Consider the following 17,381-nt stretch of genomic DNA (forward strand, 5'->3'; position numbering starts at 1 on the left):
AGATAGGACCGAACACGTCCTTCAGCGCTATCTGCATGTCTTCCTGCGTCTTCGGCTGGTATTGTTCCATGATGAGCTTGGCGATTGCCTGGCCTTTCTCACTCGGGTTTCTACGTTTCTTCATCAGTGCTGTACTCAATTCCTTTCAACCTGCTTTCTGATAGTGTACCGCACCTCGACAAAAAAATGAAGTGCGTAAGTTAGTAAATTGGTTACCGGTAACTTACACACTTCATTTTACACTCCCAACTATCCTTGAATTTGAACACTTTTCTCCAATTTCCATTAACCAATATATTTGACAACCTGGGATATACGTACGCAATAAAATTTCTATCCATGTATTATAAATTATGTCCAGTTGAGTATTTTTCATAATAGCTGTTGCTGCTAATTTATCTGCAATTTCATTCCATAAAATAGGATTTAATGTCATATTATTTTTTTTGATAATGCTAATGATATCATCCGCATTATCAAAAATCTTACCTGCAATCCAATAGGCTATATATTCAGATTCCTTTTTGATTGAAGTTGATAATGTAAATAATATTTTAAATTCGTCTTTATCAGCCGTCCAATAAAACCATTCCAACCGAGTAGCATATTTTATAAATGCCTGAACCAATTTGGGAGATTTCAAGACCTGTTTCTCTATATAATCATCTAAGTAAATCTCAACATTCGGCAATCCACTTACAATACTTTTTATTTTGTTATCACTTTCTAAAATGCTCTTATTGTTTAAATCTACCCAGCTATTTATTGCTTCCGGGAGAGCTACATGAGATAATTTTCCTTCACGCAATGGATATGTTATTGTTCGAATTTTTAAATCTTTCCATTTTTCTTGCTCATCATCCTCACAACAAAAAGCAAAACATTTAGGTTTAATTATAGGATGAAGAATTAAACCCTTAGAAAGATATCTTACCAATGGATCATTAAGACTATAGCCAATAAATATTACTGTATACGCTGAGAACATTCCCTGTAAAAATCTGGTCGCCCATCCTGAAGCCAAATATGCTTTACCAAAATCCATATCTGTAAGAACTAATTTCTTAGCGTCTTGTTTGGTAGAACCATGCAAATAAACCAATCCTGTAAAATCATCGCCTAGTGGCAATGCTGGTGCTGAATAAATTTCAATTTTATCTTCTTGTTGTTCAATTAAAGTGGAAAAGTGTTGATCAAAATTAGTAGTAACAATTCTCAATTTTTGTTTGTTTTTAAATAAATTAAAAATCCCTGTATGTAAAACATTAGGCCGAGATGTGGAATTCGAAAGTATGTCTTTAGCTTTTTGATGAACATCAATACTATCAGGAATACGCCCTAAAAACGAGTCAACAGGTTCTCCTTGTACTCGCTGTATTTTTCCCATACTTATCTCTTTAGCTAATTGATCAAAGTTTGGAAAATTTGAAGGTGGATCCATGGAAACTCCTGCACCTGCAAAGATTACTAATGTACTATTTTCCAAAGCTTCCATAACTTCATCTGGAATATCAACATCATGAGTTACAAACATAATAAAATTCCCCATTTCGCCACAAAAAGCAATAAAAAAAATCTATAAATTCAGTATACTACTAAATCTATAATATTAATATAGACCGAAAGTAAAACAACTTTATGTTTTTACAAAATAGCTAGCGGCATTTTGGAATTTAAAATTTTTTATACCCTTAATTCTGTCCCATCCTTAAATGTCACTCTGATATCCTCTTTGCCATAGACCGTAATATAATCGACCAGACTACACCACAGACGTTCATCAAATTCTCCTATCAAGTCCTGGTTCTTAAGATTATTGATGAATACTCCTAACTGCTCGTTCCGTAACCGTCTGTCCCGGATTTTTGCAGTAACCGCTTCGTATTGTTCCTTTGTCTTGTCATATCGGCTGACAAGACTATTGTAGCGTTTTTGGTATTCTGTCTGGTCTTGGGAAACCCGTGCATTTTCAGCAATACAATTTTCTGTCATATTGGTAAGTGCTATCAGGTCCTGATTTAACCGCTCCTGTTCGTTTTCAAGATTAACCGTATCACACAGTTGTTCCCGTATCATCTGTATATTGGAAATGATTTCGTCCTTATTCCCTACCAGTTTATTTATGGCTTTTATAAAAATGGCTTTGATATCGTCCTCGGTAAGGTGCGGCGTTTTACAGTGATGCTTGAATTTATCATTGCAGCGGTAGATAGTCCTGCGGTATTTATCGTTGGAATGCCAGACTTTGGCTCCGTACCAGCCTCCGCAGTCGCCACATTTTATCTTCGACGAAAAAATGCTGACACCGCTGTGCCGCTTGCCGCCACGCCCACGTCTTTTTATTCCTTCCTGTACTAAGTCAAATACCTGCGGACTGATGATGGCTTCATGATCATTTTCCACATAGTACTGTGGAACCTCGCCATGATTTGCTTTTGTTTTCTTGGTCAGGAAATCCACCGTATAGCGTTTTTGGAGAAGCGCATCGCCTTTATACTTCTCATTCGTAAGAATACTTCTGACAGTGCTTGGACTCCATACATCGCACCCTGCTGGAGTTTTAATACCCCGTTCCGTCAAATCACTGGCAATGGAGTGAAAGGTATAGCCGCTAAGATACAGCCTGTAAATCAGTTTCACGGTCCTTGCCTGTTCCCTGTTCACAACCAGATTGCCGTCCGGCCCTTTGTCATACCCAAGGAACTGCTTGAACGGTACGCTGACCTTACCATCGGCAAAACGTTTCCGCTGTCCCCATGTCGTGTTCTCGGAAATGCTCCGGCTTTCTTCCTGGGCAAGCGAGGACATGATGGTGATGAGCAGTTCGCCCTTGGCATCAAGCGTCCAGATATTTTCCTTCTCGAAATAAACCTCAATCCCCTTATCCTTAAGTTTTCGCACTGTTGTCAGGCTATCCACGGTATTTCTGGCAAACCGGCTGACGGACTTCGTAATGATAAGGTCAATCTTATTATCCAGCGCATCCCTTACCATCGTATTGAACCCGTCACGGTGACGGGTATTGGTTGCCGAGATTCCTTCATCCGTGTATATACCGGCAAACTCCCAATCATGTCTGCCCTTGATATAGGATGTGTAATAATCAACCTGTGCTTCATAGCTTGTCACCTGATCCTCATGGTCTGTCGATACACGGGCATAGCCTGCTACTCTCCGTTTCCTGTGACTATTGATAGGTTCTGCTGTGTAGCGGCTGATGACTGCTGGAATAGTATGCACTCTTCGCGCTTCCACTATTTTTTCCACCTCCCTTCATGTATTCAGCAATTTCCCGTTTTAACCGGTGGCCAACTGCAGCTTGTTCTCCTGCTATCGGTAAAACAAAAAGTCAGTTCATCAGTTTTTCCAGTTTCAATATGGTCTATCTGCTTCCGAAACACAGCATCATCAAATGCTGGCAGTCCGAGTACCATTGCTGCCATCTGCTTCAATGGTTCTTCCCGTATGCCCGGAACCTTGCAGGATTTCCCCGAAAGCTTGCATCGCCAGTAAGCAACTTTCCCGTTTTTCCGCTCATCCAGACAGCGTTTGAAGCAGGTGTTACATTGAACGCATAGAATCCGATCTGTAAAAGCAGAATATCGCTCCGATTTACCACTCATCCGGTACTGTTTCGTCCAAATCCGCTGTCTGTCCTTGAGCTTTTCCGTCCAGCAATCCTTGTTTGCAGTCGATTCCCAGTGCCTGACAATTTTTCGGCCATCTTTCATATTAAATACCATGACATGATATTCCGGCACAGTGATGGTATCAACTTTTTCAAGAAATATGTTTTCATCAAAGACTTGCAATCCAAGGACAGCCGTACATTCCCGTTCCAGCACAATTTGTGGGATAGTTCCTTTTGCGCCACAGTTTTTTCCCTTATATTTATGGGATGTGCATCCCCAGTACCCGATATGCCACCCTTTATATTTCCGTTTGCTACTGACATAACTTTTTCCACAAACGCCGCATTTGATTTTTCCTGTAAAACACGTCGTATGCAATGACTTATTGGCAAATGCCCCTAATTTGCACCGACGTGCCATTTCCTTCTGTACATAATCGAACGTTTTCTTATCAATAATGGCTTCATGAGTATTTTCGACAAAATACTTTGTTCTCTCGCCACGGTTTTTCCGTTCTTTTTTAGTAATAGGATCTTCTATATATGTTTTCTGGAGCAGAAGATTTCCGGTATAGGTAATATTGGTAAGTACCTGCTTAATGCTGGGATCACCCCAGTTATTACCATGCCTGGTTTTAATGCCCTTCGCCGCAAGCTCCCGTCTTGTCTCAACCCGTGATTTCCCGTCAAGGAAATTTTGGTATATTCGCCGTACAACAGCTGCTTCCTCCGGAACGATTACAAGCTTATCCCCTTCCCATCGATACCCATAGATGAAGAACTTCGCAGGCGGCATGCCCTGTTGGAACCGTTTCTGCACACGCCATTTGATATTCTCGCTGATGGATCGGCTTTCTTCCTGGGCAAATGATGCAAGAATAGTCAGCATCAACTCGCCTTCGCCGCTCAGTGTATGAATATTTTCCTTTTCAAACCATACTTCAACGCCAATATCCTTTAAATGGCGTACCGTGTTCAAAAGGTCAACCGTATTTCTAGCAAACCGCTGAATGGCTTTTGTAAGGATGATATCGATTTTTCCTGCTTCTGCAACAGCAATCATTTTGTTGAATGCATCCCGCTTCGCCATTCCTGTACCGGAAATGCCATAGTCCGCATAGACACCGGCATATTCCCATTCAGGATTCTTTTGGATAAGGCCGCTGTAATAACTGACCTGTGCCGAAAGTGAATGCTGCATCCGTTCCGATTCCACGGAAACACGGGCATAGGCTGCTACTTTCTTTTGTTTTTTGAACGGCGATACCTGATGCTCGACTTTGAGGATTGTTTTTCGCATAGAATCCACTCCTTTCCAACACTATATATCACTCTGTTTGATACAATTATCAAGTGTATAAAGAGCCGGAAAAAGGCTGATATTTTTCGAGCATCTGGCGCTCTGCTATATGATATTCGCTCTCCGTGATAAGTTTTTCATCGCGCATCGACTGTATCAGATGCAATGTCATCAGGAACAGCGCTTCATTTTGAAAGGTTTTCTTATCCATGACGACCACCGCCGAAACGGTATTCAATATAACAGGCATGGCAGCAGAACTTCCGTTGACTGTTCCCGTAGGTCTTAAATACTTTACCGCAGTTCTGGCAGGTAAAGGTATAGACCGCCTTTCGCTTCACCAAGTCAAGATGCCTGTTCCACCATTTGTTTCTGCAACTATCCGAACAGAAGCGTTTTTGCTTTCGTCCCGGGACCTGTTCTATCTGCTTGCCGCAGCATTCACACACTGATTTTCCACCAGTGGAAATTACCAGATTGCTCCGGCGGCAGAATGACTTGACTGTATTGACCGAAATGCCTATTTGCTGTGCTATTTTCCCGTATCCCAGACCGTCTCGGCGTAAAACGATAATCTGCCTTTTCTCATCGTCCGTCATATTGGACACCTCCTAATCGTTACGAGGTAATTGCCTCTATAAGTAAAAGGACAGATAGATATCAATTAAGAACCCAAGACATAAAAAAAGGACCTGCCAGAGTGATGAGACTCCAGCAGATCCAAGGTATATATTCTTATTTTCGCAGCTGCTTCAATGCTTCCTGCAGCCGATTGGGTATGGGAAGTCCCATCCGTGCCGCATTTTCCACAATGGAAAGTCCCTCGTTGGACAGGTAGAACAAGATGGTGGCAGTCCGTAACGCACTGGAAGGACCAGTATTGCGAATGCGTCCGTGATGACTCCCTACATGCGTTTGAAAGGGATATCTTGAAACGCTCCTACAGGTTCTTTTATAGCTTTCAAACAAAGAGTCGTCCAACAACATATCCTCTCTATCTGCAAACATCTGATCAAACCTATTTTCATCTTACCATCTCCTTCTATCACCATATACATCTACCGTATCACACCATGTTACAGTAAAAAATTGAATAAATAGCCTGTAAAGATAATACCCATTCCAACGACGCCGAAGAAGATCACCAGCAGATGCGGTTTGAGTACTTGTTTTAGAAGAATCGCTTCCGGAAGACTTAACGCAGTCACTGCCATCATGAATGAAAGCGCCGTTCCCATGGAAACACCGGTTCTAGTCAACTCGCTGACTAACGGAATAACACCCGCCGCATTGGAGTACAGCGGTATTCCAATCAATACAGCAATGGGGACAGCAAAGGGGTTTTCTTTTCCTGCATACTGCGCCAAGGTTCCCGCCGGAATCCAGCCATGTATAAAACCACCGATAGCAATACCGATGAGAACATAGATCCATATGCGTTTAATTAAATCACGAGTAAAAATCCACGCATCATACAGTCTATTTTTCATATGCGGTTCAACAATTTCCATGCTGGGTATATTTTGCATTTCATAAACATACGCTTCTACAAATTTTTCCATTTTCATTCTGCCGATAATCATACCCCCTATCACAGCAATAATTTCTCCGGATAAAATATAAATCAACATAATTTTCCAGCCAAACAACCCGTATAAAAGACCTACGGCAATTTCATTTACCATAGGGGCCGCAATCAAAAACGAAAAAGTCACACCCAAGGGAATTCCCGCTTCTACAAACCCGATAAAAAGAGGAACTGCAGAGCAAGAACAAAAAGGTGTTACGATTCCCAGCAGAGCCGCCAAGACATGTCCAACTACTTGATTTCCTTTTGTATGAGAAAGAATTTTTTTTGTTTTTTCTGGAGGAAAGTAGCTGCGAATAAATGTAATGGCATAAATAATAATCATCAAAAGTATCAGTATTTTCACTGTATCAAAAATAAAGAAATTAACAGCACTGCCCAGTTTGCTCTCCGGCAAAAACCCCAGTGCCGTATAGGTTAAAAAATCAGCAATTATCTGCAACCAATCAAACATAGTGCACCTCCGTCTTGCCCATTATGATGAAAATCATTGTTCTTCGGCAATATATCGCTTGATTTCTTCTGCCGTGCATACCTTCCCCGCCATTTTCACCTTTTCATTGATTACAATAGCCGGAGTCCGCATAACACCGTATTTCATGATTTCGCGGATATCCTGTACTTTAATAATCGTACTATCGACTTGTAATTCACGAATCGCTTTTTGTGCATTTTCTTCGAGTTTTTTACAATTGACACACCCGGAACCTAATATTTTAATTTCCATCATGACTGTCGCCCCTTTTCTACTATAAATAAAGTTTTCTTAAACTAAAAAACAAAACCGGCTTCTACATATTTTTCCGTTGCAGCCATGCATTTAAATTCTGTATATCTTTTTGATATATTTCTATGCTTCTTAAATTATCATACACTAGACTATCCAGAAACTTCAGCCGTTCATCCCGCAATATTGAATAATACGCCCATTGTGCCTGCTTGCGGTCAACTGCTAATCCCGCATTTTTAAGATAGCAAAGATGCCGGGAAGCTTTAGTCTGCGTAATCTGTAACGTTTCCATAACATCACATACACACAGTTCCCGTTCATATAATAAATTTAAAATTCGTAACCGAGTTTCATCAGATAATGCCTTTAATACATTAACTATTGTCTGCATCTATGAATCCTCCTTTCGTAGTATATAATAGTCGCATAACCGAATATTCGGTTATGCGACTATTATATACTACTGAATGAACATTTGCAAGCCTGTATCGCCTGTCCTTCAATTATGGGAGAGAAATTAATTCCCATTCATGATAATTTCTGACTAAGCACTTAACTTTTTCATCATCTTCGACAATTATTCCATCTCTACTTTCTCTTGAAATAGGAAAAAATGCATTTAAGCAAATAAAAAAAAGGACCTGCCAGAGTGATTAAACTCCAGCAGGCCCATGGCATATATTTTTATTTTCGTAGCTGCTTCAATGCTTCTTGCAGCCGATCCGGTATGGGAAGTCCCATCCGTGCAGCATTTTCCACAATGGAAAGTCCCTCATTGGATAAGTAGAACAAGATGGTGGCAGTCCGTAAGGCGCTGCCGGAACCGAGCATTGTCACATCCAGCGTATGGGCCACACCGACGAGTACAAAAAGAAGCACCTTCCGGCAGATGCCCATAAAACCAATCTCACTGGATAGCTGCCGTTCCCGGCAGGCACATAACACACCCGTGATGTAATCCAGACAAACAAACGTCAGCAGGGCATAGAGCAGATTGTCAAAGCCGCCGATGAACCAGCCAAGCCAGGCACCGACTGCCGCGCACCCGATTCGTATTTCATTCCAGGTCATTCTCATCACCCCGCCAGGGTAGCCTTGATTTCAAGATACTGGTCCCCATATTTTACATTATCGATAAACTGGATATTGTATTTCTGATTGCGGAACTTAATGTTCCATTTTTCCGAGATATCCGAGCGGTACCGGATGACGAACGACACATCCTTTTCCAGATGAACGGCTGCGGCGAAGAAATACTCTCCGCCGTGGATATTGGTCACCTTGGCCCATGTACTGCCTTTGCTGACCAGGGTGCTATCATAGCCGCCCTGCCCGTCGGAGACATCTTCTTCCACCAGTAGCTCAATCCGCTGCTTCATTTCCCCGATATCCATCAGAACACCTCATCCCGATAGGAAAACAGCATGGCCCGCATGAGCTTGATCATGGCATCGAAGTCCGCCGTATCCCGGTTCTCATACAGATAGGCCACACCATACAGAATGGCCGTCTTGATGTCCTCCGGCAATGTCGTGTAGTCGCTTAACGGATGGCGCAGTACATTTTCCACCGTCGTCGTGGAGGACTGAATCAAATTGTCGATCAAAGCATCCTCCACATCATTATCAATACGGAGATATAATTTAGCTTCGTCCCGTGTTACTGCCATGCTGCCACCTTCCTTCCGTTATTTGCTGGCCTGTTTGAGCGTCTTGATGGCCTCCGGCAATACAATCTTGGCATCGACACGCTGGGAGCCGAGAAAACCGACCTGCCCGGTAACTGCGTATAATTCGTTCAGGCGCTTAAAGGTGCGGCCCTGCCTGTCGGCAATCCAATAGTAGGAAAAGTCACCGAACAGTACCGTCTTGGCATCGGCTGCCATCTGCGGCATATACCGGCTGGTGACGACCGGGCAGTTCAGAATCTTATCCGGCACATCGGCACTGACGGAAGGCTGCCAGATATACTGTCCCTGCGTATCTTTCAGCTTCCGGATAGCCTTGACGGTGTTTTCATGCAGCAGCAATGTAGCCGACTTGCGGTATGGTTCACGAAGCGAATAGTACAACTCGATCAAATCGTCGAAGGTAATCGCTGTAGCAGAAGCGGCAGTCAAGCCATCCGAAGCACCGGCGGCATCGACGAGGATGCCGGACGGACGATCTGTTCCGGTGCCGGTGAGGAAGGCTTCTTCTTCGGCATTGCCAAGCCTTCTGGCAAATTCCTGCGCCATATATCCTTCCAGGTCGAAGGCGGAATCGTTCAACAGCTCCTCGGATACCTTAACGAGCGTACCCAGCTTATGCGCCCCGATGGATACCTGGCCGAAAGTGGTGTTGCTTTCAGTGTAGGCGGCTTCTTCATCCGTCCATGCGGCAGTACCTTCGCTGGCAACAACCGGAATCTTATGGTCGCCGCTGGCGGTCTGGATCACATGGGACAGGGAGCGCAGCACATTTTCTTCGGCAAGCATCTGGATCAGCGTCCGTTCGAACTCGTCCGGTACCAGGTAGCCGCCCTGGGGATCGGCTCCTTCCTTTAAGGTGTTTCGAATTTCCGGACGGGACTTGCCGCGCATGCTGTCCCAAAAGGCAGGGGCATAAGCGTCGCTGAACCTGCCATGCTTCGTTACATCCTGCTTTGCAGGCTGGTTGACGATAGCACTTGAGGTCGGCCTGCTTAATTCGAGATCAATGGCCGCCTGCGTTTTCAGTCGGTCGATTTCCTTGCCCAGCGCCATGACATCGGCTTCCATCTTATCGTAGGTGGCAGCATCTTCGATGGAGAGTGTGTCACCGGCTGCCTGCTTTTCATCCAGGAAGGCCTTGGCCTGTTCCCAGATATTAGCACGTTTTTCCTGCAGTTCTAATAGTTTACTCATATTGGTACCTCCATTTAATGTGTTAAGAGCGACAGCCGCTGCTGCAGCGACGCTACGGATATATGTGACTCTGTTTTTATCCTTGATTTATTGGCGATGGCTTTGTTCAACAACGCATTGGTGACCTGCCGCCGGGAAAAAGAATAACTTCCCATACTGGCAGCATCATGCATTTGTTTGCTATCACTATCAGTCAAAATGCTGTCGGCAAAGCCGAGTTCGATTGCTTTTCCTGCATTCATCCAGGTCTCGGCATCCATCAGATGGGATAACTGGGTGCGGGAGAGTCCTGTCTTTAATTCATACGCATTGATAATGGATTCCTTGACCTCGGACAGCATGGAGATGGCCCGTTCCATTTCATCGGTGTCGCCCATGGCAATCGTGAACGGATTGTGGATCATCATCAACGCAGTCGGTGCCATATTGACACTCGTGCCTGCCATGGCAATCACGGAGGCTGCCGAAGCCGCGATTCCGTCGATATTGACATGAACCTGCCCGGCATAATCCATCAGCATGGCATAGATCTGGCTGGCTGCTACGCAGTCGCCGCCGGGCGAGTTCAGCCACAAGGTGACATTACCCTGTCCGGATGCCAGTTCGTTTTTAAACAGCTTCGGCGTTATCTCGTCATCAAACCAGCTTTCCTCGGCAATGGTACCGTCAATGGTAAGGATGCGTCCGGTATCGTCATCGGTATTCCAGTTCCAAAATTTCTTCATGGGGTTTTCCCCTCGCTTTCGGTATAAAATTTTCCTGCCTTGTCCAGCGGCAGCATATTGCCGTTGACCAGATACGTATCGCCGCCCTGTTCGGCAGGGATGCGGTTCATATCCTCAAGCTCCCGGATGTCGTTGGCGGAGAGCCAGCCGTTCTGCCTGCCGATCGCATACCCATTCATGCGGCTCTGGTAGTCGCCGCGCAACAGGCCGTCCACATTAAACTTCGTAAAGACCTGCAAGCGTTCCGACGGCAGCACCAACTGCTGGTTCATGGCCTGTTCCCAGCGGACGCACCAGGGATTCAAGGTATATTTGACAAATTCCAGCGACTGCTGCTCGATATTGGAGAAGGTGGACTTTTCCAGATCTCCGACCATATGCGGCGGCACCCGGAAGATACGGGCGATCTCGTCGATCTGGAACTTCCGTGTTTCAAGAAACTGTGCCTGATCCGGCGGGATGGAGAGCTGCTGGAAGGTCATACCTTCTTCCAAGACAGCTACATTATGCCGGTTCGTGCCGGAAAATTGGGCATGCCAGCTTTCCCGCAGTTTGACCGGATCTTTCACGATGCCCGGATGCTCCAAGATGCCGCCCGGCGTAGCACCATTGGCAAAGAATAATGCACCGTACTGCTCGGCTGCCAGCGACATGCCGATGGCATTCTTGGCCATGGCGATCGGACTGTAGCCGATGAGTCCGTCAAACCCAAGTCCCGGAACATGCAGCACCTCGTCCTGCGACAGGACAATCTGCTGGCAGCGGTTATCTGCGCCGAACTCGTCCGAGTCCTTGGAGTAGGTATAGATAAGCTGACCGTTGGCGGCCCGGCTGACATCCATCTTGCTTGGCAGCAGCGGGTACAGTGCAATTGGCTGCCCGGTGCCGTTCCGGATGATCTGTGCGTAGGCATTGCCCCATAACAGCAGATGGCTCATGAGCGTTTCCCGGAAGATGAAGCTCGTCATTTCCGGATTGGGGGCATCATGGAGCAACCTATACAGCGGATGATTGATGGCCTTGTCCTTGCCGCCATCCGGTGTATAGCGGTACATATTGAGCGGCAGTCCGGCGATAGCCTCGGACAGCACCCGGACGCAGGCATAAACCGCCGTTGTCTGCATGGCGGTCCGTTCCGTCACTACATTTCCGGATGAGGTTGGACCGAACAGGAACGTAAAGGCCGTAGACAGATAGTTTTTCGGCTTATCGCGTGACTTTTTGCCCCATATACGTTGGAATATACTCATAAAATCAATAACCCCCTTTGGTCATATACGCTTTCGCTGTTGTCGTTGCCGCAGCGGATGGCACGGTCGAGTGCCATAACCGTAGCCACGACACCGTCAATCTTTTCGGTGGATTTCTCCTTATCCGGCTTGATATTGCCCGCCGGATCGGATTTGATGAAGATGTTGTCCATCATCCAACGCAGTACCGGCTGCCCGTCGTGGGCGATCTTCTTTTCCAGCGTCAGCTTCATCAGTTCCTTGGTAGGAGGGCTCATATCCTTGAATCCCTGCCCGAACGGGACGACGGTAAATCCCATGCCCTCGAGGTTCTGCACCATCTGCACCGCACCCCAGCGGTCAAAGGCGATCTCCCGGATGTTGTACTGCTCGCCCATGGTTTCGATGAACTTTTCGATGTAGCCGTAATGGACGACGTTCCCTTCCGTCGTGTGCAGGAATCCCTGCTTCTGCCATACGTCATAAGGGACATGATCCCGCCGGACACGCAGTGATACGTTTTCCTCCGGTATCCAGAAATAGGGCAGCACAACATAGTTGTCTGCTTCATCCTGCGGCGGAAACACCAGCACAAAAGCCGTAATATCCGTCGTGGAGGATAAGTCCAAGCCACCATAGCAGACGCGTCCTTTTAACTCATCCGGCTGTACGGGAAACGCGCAGGCGTCCCATTTGTCCATCGGCATCCAGCGGATCGCCTGCTTGACCCATTGGTTCAAACGAAGCTGCCGGAAGGCGTTCTCCTCGGCAGGATTCTGTCTGGCGGATTCGCAAGCTGCCTTGACCTTGTCCATGCCGACCGTAATGCCAAGCGAAGGGTTGGCTTTCTTCCACACCTTCACATCCGTCCAGTCGTCGGTTTCCTTGGCACCGTATATCACCGGATAGAAGGTGGCATCTATCTTCCGGCCTGCGATGATATCCAGTGCCTTCTGATGGGTTTCATAGCAGATGGAGTGGGTGTCTGTCCCGGCGGTCGTAATAAGAAAATACAACGGCTGCGTCCGGGCATCGCCGGAGCCTTTGGTCATGACATCAAACAGCTTCCGGTTCGGCTGCGTGTGCAGTTCGTCGAAGATCACGCCGCTTACGTTAAAGCCATGCTTGCTATAGGCATCAGCAGACAAGACCTGGTAAAAGCTGTGTGTGGGAAGGTAGATGATCCGTTTCTGCGAGGCCAGGAGCTTCACCCGCTTGGATAAGGCCGGACACATCCGTACCATATCCGCCGCCACCTCAAAGACAATGGATGCCTGCTGGCGGTCGGCGGCACAGCCATACACCTCGGCACGTTGTTCCCCGTCACCACAGCATAAAAGCAAGGCTACCGCTGCCGCCAGTTCCGACTTACCCTGCTTCTTGGGAATCTCGATGTAGGCAGTATTGAACTGTCGGTAGCCGTTCGGCTTTTCGCATCCCTGTCATCAAAGTTAAATAAAATATAGCCCTGTGTTTCAATTCACTGTAGTTATCAGGTAAATCATCTATTGCCTTCAGCAATTTCTTCAGCTGTTCTTCCTGAATAATGGGATAGTGATGATAATTAGGCTTTGGTATTTCTCTGTGTTCTAATCTGTCACAAGGGTTTTCCTTGATATAGCCCCATTCAACAGCTTTAGACAGGATATGTTTTAAAAGAGCAAAGTTTTTGTGAATCATCGTCTCTGACAAGAATCGTTGTTTTTGCCTAGAATTATGATGAATCTCACTCTGGTGAAGTTCATAGATGAAAGCCCGGATATCTTCAACGTTGATATTTTCGATAGGTTTGTCATGGAAGAATGGCAGAATCCGGTTTCGCAACAGTGTCCGGTTATGTTCCCTTGTCGTCATGGCCAGATGGATATTATGTCTCTTATCCCAGATACCGACAAAATTATCAAAGGTAATTGCCATATCCTTATGGACAGGAGCAGCTACTTCTTCAGCTTGTAATTCTTTTGCCTGAAGTTGTAGTCTGAATTTATCTAGTTCCTTCATAGCGGCTCTTTTGGATTTAGCTACGATGCGTTTACTTTTACGGATTTTGTTGCCGTCCTTATCTTGACCTATATAGACCCGAAGCTTCCAATGACCATTTCCTCGATTGATTACAGTAGCCAACAATTACACCTCCTAAAAAAGAGGCTCACTTAGAGAGCCTCTTTGATATGCTACGATACTATAAATTGTATTTTTATTACCATTTCATTCATAAATCATTGCCCCTTTTTATTTTCCATAAAATCGCTTAACCATGCTGTTTATAGGCCCTTTAAAGCTTGTATTCCATAAATGTAGAGCTTGTATTCAGGGTCAAACTGCCCCCCTCCTGCACCCCTTTTGAAGAAAAATCACTAAAAATCAGCGAAAATGTACAGTAAAACAATTACTCAGAAAATCAATAAAAAAAGGCGGAAAAAGCTAGATTTTATCTGCTTTTCCGCCTATTGTTAACCATTATAAAAGGCCGTGAGGCCTTATTTTACCAGTATTTCAAGAAAATTCTTCGAAAACCTTTACAAACCGCATGAATACTGGTAAAATGAACAAGTAAAAGTTCATGCGGGTGTAATTCAGTGGTAGAATACGAGCTTCCCAAGCTTGGTACGAGGGTTCGATCCCCTTCATCCGCTCCAGAATAAAAAAAGGGCTGTCGCATGTGCGACAGCCTTTTTTGTAGGGGCGCCCACGTGGGGCGCCCGCTCACACAAATCCGGTTCGCAAGTATTATCACTTTAAATTTAAAGCAACCTCTCCGGCCTTTCAGGCCACCTCCCCTATAAGGGGAGGCAAGAGCTAGTAGCCAGCTACTAGCCACGAGCTACTAACTACTAGCCACGAACCACGAGCCACTTTCCCTACTTAGCCGGCATAGCCGCCTTTTACGCCTTCACGGGCATCTTTTTCCCAATCTTCGAAATGTTCTTTAGCAGCCTTGCCGATCTGTTCGTCGTTGTTGTAATCGCCGAGTTCGGTCTGGACTTCATCTTCCTTGGCTTCGGAAGCGTTGACGGCTGCTGCGAAATCACGACCGTATTGGCGGCATGTTTCCTGGGTTGCCTGGTCCGGGTTCCACTGGCAGCGCAGGCCGTCGTTGACGACGTCGAAGCCGGCACCCTGGAGGAGAGCTGTAATCTGTTTGACAGCTTCACCGCTCCAGCCATAGCTGCCGAAAGCAGCGGCTTTCTTATTCTTGAATTTCAGGCCGCGGATCATTTCCATGATGCCGCCGATGGAGAAGAGGAAGCCATAGTTGATGGTCGGCGAGCCGACGAGGATGGCTTTCGATTTGAAGACTTCCGTAACGATGTCGTTCTTGTCATCGACAGCGGAATTGAAGAGTTTCACCGTCAGCGTCGGATCCGTTTCGCGCAGGCCTTCGGCGATGCATTCAGCCATGCGGCGCGTGGAATTCCACATCGTATCATAAATGATGGTGATCTGGTTTTCCTGGTAAGCTTTGGCCCAATCCTGATATTTGGCGACGATTTTCAGGGGATCTTTGCGCCAGATGACACCGTGGCTCGGGCAAATCATGTTGACCGGGACACCCATCTTGAGGATTTCATCGATTTTCCGCGTAACCATGGGGCTGTAGAGGTTGAGGATATTGGCATAGTATTTCATGGCTTCCTGATAGAGTTCTGCCTGGTCTACGCAGTCATTGTACATTCTTTCGCTGGCATAGTGCTGACCGAAACCGTCGTTGCTGAAGAGGATGTTTTCGCCGGTCATATAAGTGAACATCGTATCCGGCCAATGGAGCATAGCGGCTTCGATGAAGACGAGCTGGCTGTCGCCCAGGTCCAGGGTATCGCCGGTCTTGACGTTGACGAAGTTCCAATCCTGGTGATAGAGGCCGCGCAGGATGGCTTCCCCTTTCTTGGTGCAGTAAATCGGCGTATCCGGGATTTCCCGCATCAGTGCCGGCAAAGCGCCGCTGTGGTCGTTTTCATTGTGATTCATGACGATATAGTCGATGTCTTTGAGGTCGATTTCCTTCTTCAGGTTAGCGACGAATTCGTCGTCAAAGGGTTTCCAGACCGTATCCATGAGGACCGTCTTTTTATCGCGGATCAAATAGGAGTTGTACGAAGAACCCTTTTCTGTCGAATATTCATGGCCGTGGAATTCGTTCAATTCCCAGTCGATTTTACCTACCCAAGTCACTTTTTCTGTAATTTTTTTACCCATGATGATCGTCTCCTTTTCAGTTATCTCTATATGATGAAATTATTCTAACGTAAGCAGCAATGCCATTTTAAAGGGTCCATCGGCGATGATGGCATGGCGGCCGTTCTTGGCAAAAGCAAAGTTTTCGCCGGCCTTGATTTCATGATCTTCGCCTTCATAACGGATGACGGCTTTGCCTTCCAGGGCAAAAATCAAGGCTTCGCCGGGAGCAGCGTGTTCCGAAAGACCTGTGCCGGCGCCGAAGCTCATGACGACGAATTTGACTTTAGGCGACTGGATAATATCGCGGTTGATGATCTTACCATCCTGATAAGGCACGAGGCCTGCCAAAGAGAAAATCTTGCCTGCATCGATGTTCATAAGGAATTCCTCCTCTACTGTAAGTTCCGTATAGACCGCCCCATCGCGGCTCTTCATGCCAACGGGTACGGACGGCGGTGCGATGATGGCCTGACCAGCCACCAGATTATGTTCTTCCCCCGGCCAGTGAACGGTCAGCGTACCGTCAGCGACATAGAGGAGTTTCGCCTGCCTGTAGATTTCCGGACTGATGTCCGTACCGGCAGCCAGGGAAAAGTAAAAGACTTGATACTGGGCTTCATTGACCAGTTCTTTAGAAATCGTACAGCCGGCCACTGGGGCATTATCACGGCTGATAGAAAAGATATGGCCTTTCGTTTCTTTCATTCCACTCACCTCGTTTTTTCTTTCCCTTCGATGTGTTAAGTATACGTTTTTTTCATCATTATAGCTGTTGTAATTACAACAGATAATAGAATTTCTCAATTATAAAAAAACTCACTGGATTTCAATGGTGTTGGTCGGTTGTGCCTGTTGGGCATCTTTCGGGTATAATGGTCTCATAAATTAAGACATTTTTTGAACACGTTTATAATGAACCTGATATACTGTAGATAACACTCGAAAGAAGGTTCATTTATGTCTCGAAAAAGAAGAAATTTTACAGCAAAATTAAAATCGGATCTTGTTCTTGAACTGCTAAAGGGCGAGAAAGATCTCAACTCGATAGCTACCGAAAATAGCATACAGCCAAATCTTTTGCGAAATTGGAAAAAGGAATTTCTCGATAAAGCCTC

Annotated in this window: 20 protein-coding genes and 1 tRNA gene; 2 read left to right on the forward strand and 19 right to left on the reverse strand. The window is 45.9% G+C overall.

Features of this window, described 5'->3' with window-relative positions:
- Nucleotides 1-232: 232 nt before the first annotated feature.
- From AB840_RS13320 to AB840_RS13390, 17 genes are all read right to left on the reverse strand, one after another.
- Nucleotides 233-1,534, reverse strand: a complete 1,302-nt coding sequence (locus tag AB840_RS13320; RefSeq protein ID WP_048515339.1) for an SIR2 family protein — start codon at nucleotides 1,532-1,534, stop codon at nucleotides 233-235.
- 149 nt (nucleotides 1,535-1,683) lie between these two features.
- Nucleotides 1,684-3,255: a recombinase family protein gene (locus tag AB840_RS13325; RefSeq protein ID WP_048515340.1), complete on the reverse strand. Its 1,572-nt coding sequence runs from the start codon at nucleotides 3,253-3,255 to the stop codon at nucleotides 1,684-1,686.
- A 26-nt stretch (nucleotides 3,256-3,281) separates the two neighbouring features.
- Nucleotides 3,282-4,931, reverse strand: a complete 1,650-nt coding sequence (locus AB840_RS13330) for a recombinase family protein (RefSeq protein WP_053078194.1) — start codon at nucleotides 4,929-4,931, stop codon at nucleotides 3,282-3,284.
- A 49-nt stretch (nucleotides 4,932-4,980) separates the two neighbouring features.
- Nucleotides 4,981-5,142: an SHOCT domain-containing protein gene (locus AB840_RS17445; RefSeq protein ID WP_169749401.1), complete on the reverse strand. Its 162-nt coding sequence runs from the start codon at nucleotides 5,140-5,142 to the stop codon at nucleotides 4,981-4,983.
- The gene (locus AB840_RS13335) at nucleotides 5,135-5,530 is read right to left on the reverse strand and encodes a sigma factor-like helix-turn-helix DNA-binding protein (RefSeq protein ID WP_048515341.1); all 396 of its coding nucleotides are present in this window, start codon (nucleotides 5,528-5,530) and stop codon (nucleotides 5,135-5,137) included. The genes AB840_RS17445 and AB840_RS13335 overlap by 8 nt, the downstream gene beginning before the upstream one ends.
- A gap of 136 nt (nucleotides 5,531-5,666) precedes the next feature.
- Entirely contained in the window at nucleotides 5,667-5,912 is a 246-nt protein-coding gene (locus AB840_RS18480) for a phage holin family protein (RefSeq protein WP_461782349.1), read from the reverse strand.
- Nucleotides 5,913-6,007: 95 nt separating this feature from the next.
- Nucleotides 6,008-6,973: a permease gene (locus tag AB840_RS13340; protein WP_048515342.1), complete on the reverse strand. Its 966-nt coding sequence runs from the start codon at nucleotides 6,971-6,973 to the stop codon at nucleotides 6,008-6,010.
- A gap of 33 nt (nucleotides 6,974-7,006) precedes the next feature.
- A complete protein-coding gene (locus AB840_RS13345) occupies nucleotides 7,007-7,249 on the reverse strand; it encodes a thioredoxin family protein (RefSeq protein WP_200810003.1) in 243 nt (80 codons plus the stop codon).
- A gap of 61 nt (nucleotides 7,250-7,310) precedes the next feature.
- Nucleotides 7,311-7,640: an ArsR/SmtB family transcription factor gene (locus AB840_RS13350; RefSeq protein ID WP_048515343.1), complete on the reverse strand. Its 330-nt coding sequence runs from the start codon at nucleotides 7,638-7,640 to the stop codon at nucleotides 7,311-7,313.
- 293 nt (nucleotides 7,641-7,933) lie between these two features.
- Nucleotides 7,934-8,320, reverse strand: coding sequence for a phage holin family protein (locus tag AB840_RS13355; RefSeq protein WP_456085507.1), 387 nt, complete (start codon nucleotides 8,318-8,320; stop codon nucleotides 7,934-7,936).
- Nucleotides 8,321-8,325: 5 nt separating this feature from the next.
- Complete coding sequence (locus tag AB840_RS13360; protein WP_048515345.1) at nucleotides 8,326-8,643, reverse strand: phage head closure protein; 318 nt, start codon at nucleotides 8,641-8,643, stop codon at nucleotides 8,326-8,328.
- A complete protein-coding gene (locus AB840_RS13365; protein WP_048515346.1) occupies nucleotides 8,643-8,918 on the reverse strand; it encodes a head-tail connector protein in 276 nt (91 codons plus the stop codon). Before AB840_RS13365 ends, AB840_RS13360 begins: the two co-directional genes overlap by 1 nt.
- A gap of 18 nt (nucleotides 8,919-8,936) precedes the next feature.
- On the reverse strand, nucleotides 8,937-10,133 hold the full coding sequence (locus AB840_RS13370; protein WP_048515347.1) for a phage major capsid protein: 1,197 nt from the start codon (nucleotides 10,131-10,133) through the stop codon (nucleotides 8,937-8,939).
- A gap of 14 nt (nucleotides 10,134-10,147) precedes the next feature.
- Entirely contained in the window at nucleotides 10,148-10,858 is a 711-nt protein-coding gene (locus AB840_RS13375; protein ID WP_048515348.1) for a head maturation protease, ClpP-related, read from the reverse strand.
- Nucleotides 10,855-12,108, reverse strand: a complete 1,254-nt coding sequence (locus AB840_RS13380) for a phage portal protein (RefSeq protein ID WP_048515349.1) — start codon at nucleotides 12,106-12,108, stop codon at nucleotides 10,855-10,857. Before AB840_RS13380 ends, AB840_RS13375 begins: the two co-directional genes overlap by 4 nt.
- Nucleotides 12,105-13,481, reverse strand: a complete 1,377-nt coding sequence (locus AB840_RS13385; RefSeq protein WP_461782350.1) for a terminase large subunit — start codon at nucleotides 13,479-13,481, stop codon at nucleotides 12,105-12,107. The genes AB840_RS13380 and AB840_RS13385 overlap by 4 nt, the downstream gene beginning before the upstream one ends.
- Nucleotides 13,456-14,211 carry a tyrosine-type recombinase/integrase gene (locus AB840_RS13390; protein WP_048515350.1) on the reverse strand — a complete coding sequence of 252 codons (756 nt, stop codon included), beginning with the start codon at nucleotides 14,209-14,211 and terminating at the stop codon, nucleotides 13,456-13,458. The genes AB840_RS13385 and AB840_RS13390 overlap by 26 nt, the downstream gene beginning before the upstream one ends.
- A gap of 441 nt (nucleotides 14,212-14,652) precedes the next feature.
- On the opposite strand from AB840_RS13390, the gene AB840_RS13395 reads away from it, so the two are divergent.
- Nucleotides 14,653-14,726, forward strand: a tRNA-Gly gene (locus AB840_RS13395).
- 226 nt (nucleotides 14,727-14,952) lie between these two features.
- On the opposite strand, the gene AB840_RS13400 is transcribed toward AB840_RS13395, so the two are convergent.
- Complete coding sequence (locus AB840_RS13400) at nucleotides 14,953-16,284, reverse strand: anaerobic nitric oxide reductase flavorubredoxin (protein WP_048515351.1); 1,332 nt, start codon at nucleotides 16,282-16,284, stop codon at nucleotides 14,953-14,955.
- 39 nt (nucleotides 16,285-16,323) lie between these two features.
- Entirely contained in the window at nucleotides 16,324-16,971 is a 648-nt protein-coding gene (locus AB840_RS16820; protein WP_048515352.1) for a cupin domain-containing protein, read from the reverse strand.
- Nucleotides 16,972-17,223: 252 nt separating this feature from the next.
- Between AB840_RS16820 and AB840_RS18345 the strand changes: the two genes are divergently transcribed.
- On the forward strand, nucleotides 17,224-17,381 hold a 158-nt coding region (locus AB840_RS18345), incomplete at its 3' end, for a transposase (RefSeq protein ID WP_048514193.1).

Origin of the sequence: Megasphaera cerevisiae DSM 20462, assembly GCF_001045675.1 — a bacterium.
Lineage (GTDB): Bacteria > Bacillota > Negativicutes > Veillonellales > Megasphaeraceae > Megasphaera > Megasphaera cerevisiae.

Coding starts and splice junctions, on each gene's coding strand:
- AB840_RS13320 (WP_048515339.1), bottom strand. CDS start 1,534: ATGTTTGTAACTCATGATGTTGATATTCCAGATGAAGTTATGGAAGCT.
- AB840_RS13330 (WP_053078194.1), bottom strand. CDS start 4,931: ATGCGAAAAACAATCCTCAAAGTCGAGCATCAGGTATCGCCGTTCAAA.
- AB840_RS17445 (WP_169749401.1), bottom strand. CDS start 5,142: ATGGATAAGAAAACCTTTCAAAATGAAGCGCTGTTCCTGATGACATTG.
- AB840_RS13335 (WP_048515341.1), bottom strand. CDS start 5,530: ATGACGGACGATGAGAAAAGGCAGATTATCGTTTTACGCCGAGACGGT.
- AB840_RS13340 (WP_048515342.1), bottom strand. CDS start 6,973: ATGTTTGATTGGTTGCAGATAATTGCTGATTTTTTAACCTATACGGCA.
- AB840_RS13345 (WP_200810003.1), bottom strand. CDS start 7,249: ATGATGGAAATTAAAATATTAGGTTCCGGGTGTGTCAATTGTAAAAAA.
- AB840_RS13350 (WP_048515343.1), bottom strand. CDS start 7,640: ATGCAGACAATAGTTAATGTATTAAAGGCATTATCTGATGAAACTCGG.
- AB840_RS13355 (WP_456085507.1), bottom strand. CDS start 8,320: ATGACCTGGAATGAAATACGAATCGGGTGCGCGGCAGTCGGTGCCTGG.
- AB840_RS13360 (WP_048515345.1), bottom strand. CDS start 8,643: ATGGATATCGGGGAAATGAAGCAGCGGATTGAGCTACTGGTGGAAGAA.
- AB840_RS13365 (WP_048515346.1), bottom strand. CDS start 8,918: ATGGCAGTAACACGGGACGAAGCTAAATTATATCTCCGTATTGATAAT.
- AB840_RS13370 (WP_048515347.1), bottom strand. CDS start 10,133: ATGAGTAAACTATTAGAACTGCAGGAAAAACGTGCTAATATCTGGGAA.
- AB840_RS13375 (WP_048515348.1), bottom strand. CDS start 10,858: ATGAAGAAATTTTGGAACTGGAATACCGATGACGATACCGGACGCATC.
- AB840_RS13380 (WP_048515349.1), bottom strand. CDS start 12,108: ATGAGTATATTCCAACGTATATGGGGCAAAAAGTCACGCGATAAGCCG.
- AB840_RS13400 (WP_048515351.1), bottom strand. CDS start 16,284: ATGGGTAAAAAAATTACAGAAAAAGTGACTTGGGTAGGTAAAATCGAC.
- AB840_RS16820 (WP_048515352.1), bottom strand. CDS start 16,971: ATGAAAGAAACGAAAGGCCATATCTTTTCTATCAGCCGTGATAATGCC.